General features: G+C 48.2%; 9 protein-coding genes. 3 read left to right on the forward strand and 6 right to left on the reverse strand.

Annotated elements, in window-relative coordinates:
- Positions 1-529: 529 nt before the first annotated feature.
- The 4 genes from BLS44_RS14855 to BLS44_RS14870 form a co-directional block, all read right to left on the reverse strand.
- A complete protein-coding gene (locus BLS44_RS14855; protein WP_176954433.1) occupies positions 530-1,411 on the reverse strand; it encodes a DUF4249 domain-containing protein in 882 nt (293 codons plus the stop codon).
- Between the two features lie 10 nt (positions 1,412-1,421).
- Positions 1,422-3,800: a TonB-dependent receptor gene (locus BLS44_RS14860; protein ID WP_090390942.1), complete on the reverse strand. Its 2,379-nt coding sequence runs from the start codon at positions 3,798-3,800 to the stop codon at positions 1,422-1,424.
- Positions 3,801-3,854: 54 nt separating this feature from the next.
- Positions 3,855-4,421, reverse strand: coding sequence for a hypothetical protein (locus BLS44_RS14865; protein WP_143019791.1), 567 nt, complete (start codon positions 4,419-4,421; stop codon positions 3,855-3,857).
- 216 nt (positions 4,422-4,637) lie between these two features.
- Complete coding sequence (locus tag BLS44_RS14870; protein ID WP_090390946.1) at positions 4,638-5,330, reverse strand: DUF5683 domain-containing protein; 693 nt, start codon at positions 5,328-5,330, stop codon at positions 4,638-4,640.
- A 279-nt stretch (positions 5,331-5,609) separates the two neighbouring features.
- Between BLS44_RS14870 and BLS44_RS14875 the strand changes: the two genes are divergently transcribed.
- The 3 genes from BLS44_RS14875 (at position 5,610) to BLS44_RS14885 (ending at position 8,663) form a co-directional block, all read left to right on the forward strand.
- Positions 5,610-6,251 carry a TetR/AcrR family transcriptional regulator gene (locus BLS44_RS14875; RefSeq protein ID WP_090390948.1) on the forward strand — a complete coding sequence of 214 codons (642 nt, stop codon included), beginning with the start codon at positions 5,610-5,612 and terminating at the stop codon, positions 6,249-6,251.
- Positions 6,252-6,416: 165 nt separating this feature from the next.
- A complete protein-coding gene (locus tag BLS44_RS14880) occupies positions 6,417-7,337 on the forward strand; it encodes an alpha/beta hydrolase (protein WP_090390950.1) in 921 nt (306 codons plus the stop codon).
- A gap of 90 nt (positions 7,338-7,427) precedes the next feature.
- Positions 7,428-8,663, forward strand: a complete 1,236-nt coding sequence (locus BLS44_RS14885) for a BaiN/RdsA family NAD(P)/FAD-dependent oxidoreductase (RefSeq protein ID WP_090390951.1) — start codon at positions 7,428-7,430, stop codon at positions 8,661-8,663.
- Between the two features lie 265 nt (positions 8,664-8,928).
- Here the strand turns inward: BLS44_RS14885 and BLS44_RS14890 are convergent, their stop codons facing one another.
- Together BLS44_RS14890 and BLS44_RS14895 are read right to left on the reverse strand one after the other, a co-directional pair.
- Positions 8,929-9,717 (reverse strand): response regulator, encoded by a 789-nt coding sequence (locus BLS44_RS14890; protein ID WP_245729220.1) that lies wholly within the window; start codon positions 9,715-9,717, stop codon positions 8,929-8,931.
- A 17-nt stretch (positions 9,718-9,734) separates the two neighbouring features.
- On the reverse strand, positions 9,735-12,875 hold the full coding sequence (locus BLS44_RS14895; RefSeq protein ID WP_090390954.1) for a ligand-binding sensor domain-containing protein: 3,141 nt from the start codon (positions 12,873-12,875) through the stop codon (positions 9,735-9,737).
- Between the last annotated feature and the right edge of the window lie 242 nt (positions 12,876-13,117).

Genomic DNA, 13,117 nt, shown 5'->3' on the forward strand with positions numbered 1-13,117 from the left:
TTGTGCCGGGCTTTTCATAAGTAACATAACTATCAAAACGGCGATGATGAAGACTTCAGAGAAATCAGAATGAAGCTTTTTCTTTTCGACGCTTCTGATAAATCGCATATGCGTCAAATTAGTGAACATAACCTTAAAGACCCATATTGTTAGATCAAGAACGGTTGCTGAAATTTCTGCTTTCAATCCCGGGATTAGTGCTCCGGATGGAGCATCGTGTTTATAGCAATGTTTCATTATTGGGGTCGGGCTCCTGGGACGCCCCGTGTTGCGCGGCACCCTATGGGGCCGGTTGCTCTATGATTACGGTTCTATAAACACGTGGCGCCCACATCCTTATATACCGGTTTTATACCTTTCACCTTAAACTGGTTCTTTGAATGTTTTTGCCCTTCATTATTTTATCTTAGTTGAACAAACGCTTTATTAGAAGCATCCGTTAAAAAATATTATGCACCCTTTTAATAAAGGACCTGATACCTGAACGGTGGCTGGCAGGCCCCGTTGACTAAGGGAAGAAGTATACGCCTTACTTTTCTAATTCCTGCAAAACAAGTGTTCTGTTTGCAGAACCGGCAATACCCAGCCCGTTTACGATATTTGAATAGATGGTCACCTTTTCATAAAGGGGGTCGTCGTTGCGCAACTGCTGCAATTGTATACTTTTAAAATACAGGTACGCCTCTTTTGAAAGTGCGGATAATTGGATGGCGATCTTATCAAAATCACCGGGATACCTGCTTTTAACTTGAACGGTAAATCTTTGTCCGTTGAAGGGACCATCATCAAAATAATGAGCGCCTGCCGGATCGGGTGTGATAAAATCGTCAAAGATGCCGCCTTCCTGTGTTTTTAAGTTTTCGATAATAAAGGCAACCGGTTTTTGGCGGTCCGGAACTCCGTTGTGCACCGGGAAAATGTGCAGCTGGTAGTAATCATGTGTGCCGGCCCGGTCATTTATTGTAAAGCTGATCTTATACGTTTTATTACCGAAACCGTCTCCTTCGGTCCGGTAGGCCCTGCCCGGGATGGCTTCAGGCTTTGCAGGAATGATCGTTGTCCCGTTAAGGAGCTGATCTTTCAGCTTTGCCTCTATGCGCAGTTTTTGCCCGGCTGCTGGCTTATAGGTTGAAAAGTACTGGTAAGATTGCGGGGTTTCCCGGCCGGTCAGCGTTTCTGTAAAAACATCGTCTACAAATAAGCGGACCGTTGCATCTTTAATAGCAGGATAGTCTTTACCGGCCTCAAGGACGGGCCTGGAATACGACAGGTCTGCAGCAAAGGTCGTGTCGCTGGTGATGATCGTGGTCATTACCGGCATTGCCCTATCGGGCGGGATGTTGATCCTTACTCCTTTTGTGCAGGCGGCCAGAAGGCTGCAACCAACTAAAAAGGGAACATATGCTCTCATAACGCTTTTTTTAAAATTTAAATCCATAACTGATGCTGGGCATAAAAGGAAAGATCCCGGTGCCCTTTAGCACTTTTGCATTGCGCATAAAATCCTGGTCAAAAGAATAGATAACAGGATTTTTCCGGTTGTACAGGTTGTAAAAGCTGAAATCCCAGTACTTTTCAAAGCTCCGTTTCTTTTTAGACCAGGTAAAACCCATATCGAGGCGGTGATAATCCAGTAACCGGAATGCATTCCGGCCGCTGATGTATTCCCCCGAAATATAGGGAGAATAGGACTCGGGGTTAATGACTTTGTAAGTGGATGTGGGTAGGGTAAAAGGCGCACCCGATTGAAACACCCAGTTGGCGCTAAACCGCCAGTGCTGGTTAAAATGATACATAAATACCAGGTTAAAAGCGTGTGGCCGGTCGTATTTGAAGGGGAACTCTTTGCCGTTATTGATGGTGGGAAACCGGCGGAGGGAGCGGCTGTAGGTATAGCTGGCCCAGCCGGTGGCCCGTCCGAATTTTTTCTGAAGAAACAATTCGATGCCATAGGCCTTGCCGTTACCGGTTTCTACCACCTGCTCCCAGTTTTTTACGGAGGAGCTTAAATAGCTTTCCCCGTCGAGGTATTCCGTAACGCCTTTGAAGGTTTTATAATAGGCTTCTACGCCCAGGTCCACGTCATTGTCGGTCAGGGAAGTGTTTACGCCCAGTGAATATTGCCGGGAGAAAAGGGGTTGGATCTGAGGGGTGGCGGGTACCCAGATATCGGTAGGTAATGAAACAGAATTATTGGCCAGTAAATGAATGTACTGGTTCATTTGAGAGTAGGCGGCGCTGATCCTTAAATTGCGGATTGGCGTGTAGTTAAGCGAAACACGCGGCTCCAGGCTTTTGTACCAGGTAGCGCCTGCTTTGAAGGTGCTGGCCCGCAGACCTGCATTGGCATTGAGTTGCTCAGAAATGGATAGATGATCCTCTGCATACACCGCAAGCTCCGGCGAGCTCTGGCGGCCGTTTGCCGTAGCCCTGGTTTGGGTAACCGTTCCGTCTGTGGTGGTTTTACGGGAGCTGGAACCGGGGCGGAATTGTTTGTAAGAGGCCGCCGCTCCAAACCGCAGTGCATGAAGGCTGCTTCGCCTGTATTCAAGATCTGTTTTAACACCGGCATCGCTCACCTGCGACCGGTACTGGCCATCCTCGATAGTACGCACATTTTTATCAAGGGCATTATTGTAATAGTCCGTGCGGATCTTATAATCCGTGGCATACACCGTGGTGTTGGCAAAGATCCGGGGGGAGAATACATGGTTCCACCGGAGGCTGCCGCTGATATTTTGCCAGCCCATACGGGCAATGTTCTCATCAAAATGATCGTAGTTTTTCAGATCCGTGGTCGTTTTGAACCGATAGTTGTCGTTGCTGGTAAAAAAGCTGGCATATAACCGGTCCTTGGGCGATAAGATATAATTCAACTTTGCATTGATGTCATAAAAATACAAACCCATTTTACGTTTTTCTTCTGCAGTGTTGGTAAGCCCGATAATGGGCGCTGCCAGCAGGTCCCAGTAGGTGCGCCTTGCGGAGATGAGGAACGAACTTTTGTCTTTTTGAACCGGTCCTTCAAATAAAACCTTTGACGCCAACATACCCACCGATCCTTCACCGGCCAGTTTTTTCATGTTGCCATCTTTGGTGGCGAGGTCAACAACGGATGATAAGCGTTCTCCGAAACGCGCGGGGAAGTTCCCTTTGTAAATGCTTACATCTTTTATGGCATCGCCGTTAAAAGGAGAGAAGATCCCGCCCAGGTGCGTGGGATTGTACACCGGGATGCCATCCAGTAAAAAAAGCGTCTGATCGGGGCTGCCGCCTCTTACGATCAGCCCGGTAGTGCCTTCCATACCCTGGGTGATGCCCGGCAGTGTTTGCATGACTTTTAACGGGTCGTTATCGCCCAGGAATTTCGGCATCTTTTTTACCAGGCTGCCCGAAAGCTTTAGCTGGCCGATATTGTTGGTAGCGATGCGGTTTTCGTTGCTGGTTACGATCACTTCATCTTCCTGTACCACCTCCGGCACCAGTTTTACAATAACCGTTTTTAACCCTGCCGGATCAATAGTGATCGTTTTGCTTTCATAGCCGGCATAGCTGCAGGTAAGTACGAGGCTGCTGCCATGCGGAGCCGTTAGCGAAAAATACCCGAACGCATTGGTTGTGGCAACCGGTTTGCTTTGATCCGTGGTCGCCGATAAGGTTGCACCAATAAGCCGTTCCCCGGTTACGGAGTCCTCTACATAACCGTAGAGGGAGATGCGTGGCGTTTGGGCAGGGCAGATCAACGTATTCAATGCAGCAACGGTTATTAACAAAGTGAACAGTGCTGTTTGCGGTTTCAAGAAGCTGGTTTTAGGTGATCAATTAAAATTTATGTACGGGGAACTCCTGAAAGCTTAAAAACGATACTTAAGACCGATGCCGGTAGTCCACTGTGGCTGTTTGAGATATTGATTGCCATAGATGCCGGCTTGCGGATCTAAAGTGAGGCGTTTATTCAACCGGACCGGTTTGCTCGCCTTTAATAAATAGCCAAGAGCAGGTTGGCCGGGATCTTTTTTCATACCCTGGGAAAGAGCTGCTGTTTTACTGCCGGGGGGAAGGCTTGTTTGGATATTTAAGGAAGGGCCTGCTGCAACGTCTATGATCTTTGTGTGCAGCCGGTAGAGCAGAGGAAGGGTAAACAGATGGTAATAGGTTTTCTTCGGTTTAAGATCCGTGCCGCCTGTTGTGGCAGCGGCTACCAGGCTTGCGTAACTGACTCCGGTTTCTATGCCGCTATAGAACGAAATACGATGCTCATAACTGATATGGAGCGAAGGACGTGCACCCATTCCATCAATCCATTGAACCCCGGGGCTGATGCCGATGCTGTTCTTTTGAAGCTCCGTTTGCGCACGGGCGTTAAAGGAAAACAGGGATAGCCCCAATAAACAGAAAGCAGGAAATAGTAATTTCTTCACAAGTTTTAAGTTTTGAAAAAGTAAATGATTGTTCGTTTCAGATCAGCAGCGGTTCTTCAAAAATGCTGCCGGGCAAAAATATGGGCAAAAGATAAATAGTGACCGAAAGGATACTGAAAAACTAAGTTAAAATCTGTGTACTCCTTTAGCTGCTTCATTCCGGTAAATTTAACGGAGGACACCGGCTGCGATGGTGAAGATGACGATGTGATTTTTTTATTGAAGCTGCATTGCCAGGCCTATTCCCATTTTGGTATCCTGGTTTAAAGGTGGCGGTTGTACTTGTAAAGATAATTTAGAGCCAACATTAAAGCCGCTCAGGTGCGCATCAACGGTTGCATCCACAACATTTAAAGCCCAACCTATTAAAAAGAATACGAGCGCATAATCCATGTCCTGCCTGAATGCACCTCTTCTGCTCTGAAGCCCGTTCCCATTAATTCCGCCCGTTAAAAAGAACGGCCGTTTAAGCCGCTCATATACCTTCGCAAAATTGGGCCCGGTAAGACTATCGGTTCCGTTTTGAATATTAAACGCAACGTTATAGGCGTATTGAAAGCGTTTAAACCATTTATAATTATAAACAAAAAGGCCTGCAGTGGTGCCTAATTCTGCATAAACAATAGGTGCTTTCCAGGCTTTCCGATTATAAACCTGCCCCCAGCCCGGCAAAATAATGGAGCGCCACATGGCCTTATTGGGGTCCCGGAATCCCGGGTCTTTCAGGGCGATACTATCAATATAAATATCTTTGTTTCTTCTTTTTGATGCGTGTATTCTGGTTGCAGGAAAAACAGTATGCCCGGGTTTATGGGCGGAGATTAATGAGTCTGCACTTTGAGCGTTTGTATTCAAACTCACAAGCGAAGTAAACGGGAAAAGAAATAATAATTTATAAGGTTGCAGCATGATAGATCTGAAATTTATTCCGCCACCCGGATGGTTCCTGAACAGGCATCACTCATGATATATGAAGATGGATCTGCGGCGAGGACGAAAATATTGGGAAATTTTATAAGTTCCCGGTTGGGCACTAAAAAACTAAGTTAAATTTGAATTGCGCAATAAAGGTCCGGGCACTTTTTCGTGGTATAGGTAACGCACTCCGGAATTGTTTTTGCAGCACGAGTCAACAGTGAGTACGATATCTTTACACGTTAAATGTGTGGACCATAAACAGGACAAAAAATGACAAATAAGATCAGGATCCGCGACAAAGAGCGGACGCGGCAAAAGCTTATTAAAACCGTTGGTAAGATACTTGCTAAAGAAGGGCATGCTGCTTTAAAGATCAATAAGATCGCTTCCGTTTCCGGGGTGAATAAAAAACTCATTTATGATAATTTCGGGAGCCTGGACGGGTTACTGAAGGCATACCTTCAGCAGGTTGATTTCTGGAAAATTGAGGAGCAAAAAATGCGGACTTCAGACGGAACAATACTGCCGGAAATTACAAAGGATTTTATGTACTCCCTGCTGAAATCGGACTTTGAATATTTTGCAGCCTCAAAGGAAATGCAGAAGATCGTGCTTTGGGGGATCAGTGAGCCTAACAAAATTATCCGGGCATTAACGGATGAACGGGAAGCGCTGGGTGAAAAGGTATTTGAAAAAGCAGATCCCATTTTCCGGGATTCAGCAGTGGATCTCAGGGCGGTTACCGGTATACTGGTTTCGGCGATCTACTATATGGTATTACATGCCAGGACAAATGGGAGTAAGATCTGCGGAATTGATCTGTCCCGGGAAAGCGGGCGGCACCGCATCCTGGATGCGATGGGAACGATCCTTGATCATACGTACCGGCAGGCAGAACAGGTCGGCGGATAATTAAACGGGGCCGTTTTGCAATACACATTACGCAGTGCTTCTGTGGCAGGAAAAAAGCCCCGGCTCTGGATTTTGATCTTTCCTCTTATATACATACCTTTGATATGTTCTACATAATTACATAATATATTATGCAATTCTTCACCAGGTAATTAACGATCGTATATGAAGCCTTGTTTATTGGTCACTATTTTATGGTTATCGGTATTCCCGGGATGCCGGGCGCAGCAGGTAGTTCCTTTATACCGGGTGGTACCAAATTCCATTAAGACGGCGGTTATAACGGAGCGCCGGGATACTACGGCTACGGGCCGGATCCTGGTGCGATCGGTTACGGCTCCATCCATAACTGCATATTTTCCTTCAAAAGAGAAAGCCACCGGTACCGCAGTGGTGATCTGCCCCGGCGGCGGCTATTCTTATTTGGTGATCAACCAGGAAGGAACGGATGTGGCAAAAGCATTTGCTGAGAATGGTGTTGCTGCTTTTGTTTTGAAGTACCGTTTGCCGGACGACAGGATCATGATCAATAAAACCATCGGGCCATTACAGGATGCGCAGCAGGCGATCAGGACCATAAGAGAGCGGGCCTCCGAATGGCATATCAACCCGGAACGGATCGGCATTATCGGTTTTTCTGCCGGCGGGCATCTCGCTTCTGCAGCATCCACGCATTTTAATGACCAGGTAATTGATAACCCCCGGCATACCCGCCTGCGCCCGGATTTTTCTATATTGGTTTACCCGGTTATCAGCTTTACGGAGCCACTTGCACATAAGGGTTCAAGACGCGCTTTGCTGGGAAAGGATACAGCGGTATCGGCAAAAGCGGATCAGTATTCCAGTGAAAAGCAGGTAACAGCGGAAACCCCGCCTGCTTTTCTGCTGCACAGTTCAGATGATAAAGTGGTGCCCGTGGCCAATAGCATTGCTTATTACCAGGCGCTGCAGGCTGCGGGCGTAAAAGCCGAAATGCATATTTATGCTGCCGGTGGCCACGGGTATGGACTCAACAATAAAACCAGTGACGATCATTGGTTCGAAAGATGTTTGAACTGGATGCGGGCGGGTGGCTGGCTAAAGTAAGCGGTGTTTAACCTCTTTTTAGTATTGCAAATTCTTTGTTTCCGCGCCTCTGTGGCAACACGGTATCTTATCTTTGGTAAAAATTAGAAATTGGCAAAAACGGTTTATATCATCGGGGGCGGCGCCTCGGGTTTTTTTTGTGCAGTGAACGCGGCCCGTATGGATCCGCAGCTGAAAGTGGTGATAATTGAAAAAAATAATAAACTGCTGTCCAAGGTAAAAATCAGCGGAGGCGGTCGCTGCAATGTGACTCACGCCTGCTTTGAGATTGCGGAAATGGCCAAAAGGTACCCGCGGGGCGGGCATTTTGTGAAGAAGCTTTTTCACCGGTTTTTTACAAAGGATACGATTGAGTGGTTCCGGCAGCGGGGGATATCGTTAAAGACGGAAGCCGATGGAAGGATGTTCCCGGCTACCGATACATCACAAACGATCATCGATTGTTTGCTGGAGGAAGCCCGGCGTTACGGCGTGGATATCCGGATGCAGTGCGCGGTTACCGCTATTGAGCCGGCGGCACCGGGTTTCAGGATCCATACGGCAAAAGGAGCGGTGTTCCACGGCGATTATGTCTGTGTCGCCTGTGGCGGCTTTCCCAGGGAGGCACAGTTTCAATGGCTGAAGGACCTGGGGCATTCCATAGAAGCGCCTGTTCCGTCTTTATTTACGTTTAACAGTCCCCGCCATCCCATAAGCCGGTTAATGGGGGTGAGCGTGGAGGATGCTAAGGTTACCCTGGCGGGAACAAAGCTGCAACAGCGGGGGCCCCTGCTGATCACTCACTGGGGCATCAGCGGCCCGGTGGTGTTAAGGCTGAGCGCCTGGGCGGCCAGGGAGCTGGCGGGTGTGCAATGGGAGTTCCGGGCGTTGATCAACTGGTTGCCCGAGCTTCCGGAGCCGGTATTGAGGGCGCGCATGGGGGCATGGCGGTCAGAAAAAGCAGGGCAAAAGACCGGGGGAAAAAATGAGCTCGGGTTGCCCGGCCGGCTCTGGCAGTTCCTGCTGGCTCATTCCGGAATTGATGAGCAGAAACGCTGGGCGGATCTGCCTTCAAAGAATCTGAATCAACTGATCAAAAACCTGCTGGAGCTGGAGCTGCCGGTACAGGGTAAAACAACCTATAAAGATGAATTTGTTACGGCTGGCGGCGTTGCTTTGGCGGAGATCGATGCCCAAACGATGATGAGTAAAAAAGTTCCGGGGCTTTTCTTTACCGGTGAAGTGATCGATGTGGACGGGATCACCGGGGGGTATAATTTTCAGAATGCCTGGAGCACGGGGTTTGTGGCGGCATTGTCGATAGTGGCAATGGCTGCCGGAACCTGATGCTATGCCTGCACCGGAATACCGCAAGGCCACTCCTGTGTTCGTTTAAAGTTCAAGGTTCAACGCTAAATCCGTTGAATGTGGTTGATAACTGAATGCTGATGGCTGAAGACTTCTATGTTTGTTTAAAGTTTAAGGTTTCAAGTTTCACGGCAGATCCGTGTGGGTCCCCTCAACGATCACAGGTGGGTTCCTGGTTTAACGTGGTTGATTATTGTTGAATGTGGTTGATAACTGAATGCTGACAACTCTGATAACTGGCAGGTCATAGTTTTCTTGCATACTCGGTGGGAGTCATGCCAAACTGTTTATGAAAATTGCGGCCAAATTGGGTAAGGGAACTGTACCCTACAGACTCTGCAACCTCGTTCATCCGGTGGTGGCCTTCGCTGATCAGTGCGGCGGCTTTTTTTAGCCGGGTAAGGTTGATCATTTCGTTGGGCGACAGGTTGGAAATGGATTTGATTTTGCGGTACAGGGTAGGGCGGCTCATATTCAGCTGCTGCGCCAGGAACTCCACATCCAGCTGGGTGTTGGGCAGGTCTGCCTCAATGAGCTGCTGCAGCTTTTCCAGGAATTGTTCGTCCATTTTCGTATGCGCCATCGTTCTGATATGGGCGAGCGGGGACTGGGCAAAATAGTCCTTGAGTTTCATCCGGTTGCTGAGCAAACTGGCTACCTGTGCATTCAGATGCTCGGGCGAGAACGGTTTTTCGATATACGCATCGGCTCCTGCGGTGAGCCCCTCGATCTTTGATTGCAGCGTGTTCCTGGCAGTGAGCAGTATGATCGGGATATGGCTTAACTCGAAATGCGCTTTTACATAGTCGCAAAACTCCAGGCCGTCCATACCGGGCATCATAATATCACTGATGATCAGGTGAACAATATGTGTTTCGAGCTGCTGCAGGGCTGCGTGCGCATGGATTGCAGTTAACACCACATACTTTTCCCCAAGATCGTCTGCAAGAAATTCCAGTATATCTTCGTTATCATCTACAACCAGTATTGTAAATTTTGGTACGTCTTCTGTGAATATTTCTTTGGGCTTCAAAATTCAAAAACAGGGGTTTATAATTGCGGGTGCCGGATGGGGAACAGCGTTTCAAATGTAATTAAATTCCCTGTTGAAACCAAACGGATGCTGCCTTGGTGAAGGTCGACCAGCGATTTGGCCAGGGAAAGCCCGATGCCGGCTCCGGAAATGCTTTCCGTAAACCGGGAACGGAAGAAGAGCTCAAAGATCCGGTCGCGGTCCTTTTCAGGAACAGGCTCCCCGTCATTGCTGATCCTTATTGAAAAGGTTTGATCCCCTTTTTCGAGGACTGTGATCACTTTTTGTTTGCAATATTTGATGGCATTATCAAGCAGGTTGCTGATGATCTTGGTAAAAGCTTCGGGGTCAATGGCCGCATGAAAAGGCTCCGGCGGAACACTCAGTTCAAAGATAACGCCCCGTTCTTCTGCAGTTGGCTGAAAGTTGAGCCAGATCGATGTCAGCAGTTCGGGTATATTAACGGGAACAAAATTTAATGAGAACTGTTCCGATTCAGCCTTCCGGAAGTCGAGGAGCTGATTGCTCAGCTCCAGCAGGCGGTCGGTATTCCTGTTCATGCTTCGCAGGTACTTTTCCGTTTGCGGTGTTTGCCGGATCAGCTTCGTGATCTTTTCCAGTGGCGCTTTTATCAGTGTAAGCGGGGTCCGGATCTCATGTGCCACTTTTGTAAAGAAATCGATCTTGGCATCGATCAGCTCTTTTTCTTTTTGTACGGCATACAGCTGCATTTTCCGTTGCTGTTTGCTCGCCTGGTTCCTCCGGTACGTTTTCATCACAAGAAAACCTGCCGTGGCCAGCAGCAGCATATATAAAAAATAGGCAAGCGGGGTTTTCCAGGCGGGCGGATTTATGGTGATCCGGATCCGCTGCTCATTATACTGCCAACGGCCGCTGCTGTTGGTTGAGCGTACCTTAAATACATATTCACCATGCGGAAGGTTGGTGAAATAAACGCTCCTGTTTGTTTTGATATGGTTCCAGTCCCGGTCGAGGCCCTCCAGTTTATAGGCGTACTCCACATTATCAGGTGCGGTAAAATTGAGGGCCGCAAAATCAATATTGAAAGTGGACCGGTTGTAGGGGAGGGTAATGTGGCGTGTGATGAGTACCGATTGCTTCAGCGGCCCGTTTTGTGGCGATATGGGCAGCGGGGTGTTGAAGACAGAAAAATCAGTGATATAAAGCGGGGGAATATAGTTGTCTGCCTTTAACAGTGCCGGGTTAAAACTGATCATGCCTTTTACGCTGCCATAATAAATGTTGCCATCTTTGCTGCGGTACAGCGAGGAATAGTTGAACTGGTCTCCCAGCAGGCCGCTTGTTTTGGTAAAAGTGCGGAGGATATTACCCTGCTGGTCCAGCAGCACCAGCCCTTTGGAGGTAGTGATCCAGTGGCGATGCAGATGGTCTTCGGTTATCGTGTAAATGAGGTTGCTTGGAAAACCTGTTTCTGTTGTATAGATCTTGAGCTTTTTAGCAGGCAGATCAAGTTTGTATAAGCCATCCTCTGTAGCGACCCAGAGCTCTTTTCCGGAAGACTCATGGATGAAAGTGATCCGGTTTTGCGAAAGCCGGTCTTTATGCTGCTGCAGGATCTGCAACCTGCCGGCAATATGCTTGCGGGGATTGTAATAGTGCAGCCCGTCCTGGAAAGTGCCTGCCCAGATGGTTCCGTCCGATGCTTCAAGAATGCATGCGTAAAAGCTGTTTTTGGGAAAGAAAGGCAACTCCTTAAAATCGCTGGTTCCCGGGTTGTAGATATAGATCCCGTTGGACGTGCCCAGCCAGATACGGCGATCGGTGCTTTTGTAGATGCTGTGGATGAAATTGCTTTTCAGGTCGTATGGGCCCGGCCCTGCATTGAAATGCCGGATCACCTTTTCGCTCCGGAGGTCCATAATATCCAGCCCGTGTTCAAATGTTCCGATCCATAAAGAATCGCCGTCGCAAAGAAGCCCGTGGATATTGGTATTGGCAATGCTGGAAGGAGTTCCGTCGGGCCGGAAGTTTTTAAACAGCCCTGTTTGCAGATCCAACCGGTTTAAACCGGCATCTTCTGTACCGATCCAGAGGTGGCGGGCATTGTCGGCTACAATCTCCCGGATGGCGTTGCCCTGTATGGAATGATCATCCTTGCCTGAAAAGTATTTTTCAAATGGAGGATTTTCATTGGAATAGTAATTCAGCCCTCCAAAATAGCTCCCGATCCATATTCCGCCTTCCCGGTCCCTGCAAAGGGAATAAATGGCATTGTCGCTGATGGCATAAGGATTCTGGTAGTTCTTTTTGATATTGGTAAATTGGCCATTTTCGTCGTTGTAAATGTAAATACCACTTTCTGTAGCGATCCAGAATTCGTTCGCTTTCGTTTTAACGAAGTCTCTTGCAAAGATCTCAGTCTTGTCATTATTGTAGGTCAGCAGGTCTTCATAGCTGCGCTCGTTGATGTTGAATTTTTTTATTCCCTGGTTGGAGGTGCCGATCAGGAAATAACCCTTTCCGGTGTCATAGATCCGCTCGATCCAGTGAGAAACGGCAGGCTTTGAATGCGAGAAGACGGAATAGAACCGGAACAGACCTTTCTCCTGGTCATAGTTGGCAAGGTCGCCGCTCATATTTCCGATCCATAACTGGTTGTTTGCCGATACGGTCAGGGCAGAGCATGACTGGAGCCCCTGCTGGGTAAAACGGGTTACCCGGAGGGTACGGCTGTTCCATTGATACAATTGAAAACCGATGATCATCCAGATATTTCCCTCATTATCTTCAGCAATATCACGCACCTGTTTTGCCGGGGTATTCTTTAAGAATGAGAACCGCTCGGTTGTTGGATCAAACAGGTACATGCCCCTTTCGGTGCCTACCCACAGGACCTGGTTCCTGCCTTCGTGTACTTTCCAGATAGAATTGTTGCCCAGTTGCAGGTAGCTGTCCGTTTTTAGTTTAAAAACCTTGAAATTGTAGCCGTCAAACCGGTTAAGCCCGTCCTTGGTGCCTACCCAGATAAATCCTTTCCGGTCCTGTATTACAGCGGAAACCGTGTTGTTGGACAAGCCGTTTTCGGTCTGGAAATGCTGGAAGTAATATCCCTCCGAATAACAGGGGAAATGAGTGACCGATACCAACAGGAAGAACAGGAAAAAATAGCGCCTCAATCAAAAATTTTGTCAAACTTACATAAAACGGGGGAGAGGGTGTGGGATTTGAAGATTTGAATTCCGACCTGCCCGTAGCCGCAGCGTGGCGGGAATCTTTTTGGGAAAGGCTTATATTACGGGTGCGCAGCACCTCTATTGCATCTTGTGTCCGTTGCTAAAAAGAACAACGTTGCCCGAGCCTGTCAGTGCGCCATAGAATCACAAGCAGAAAACGGATCTAACCGCCCGGCGGGCAGGCC

Origin of the sequence: Niabella drilacis (assembly GCF_900101395.1) — a bacterium.
Classification (GTDB): domain Bacteria; phylum Bacteroidota; class Bacteroidia; order Chitinophagales; family Chitinophagaceae; genus Niabella; species Niabella drilacis.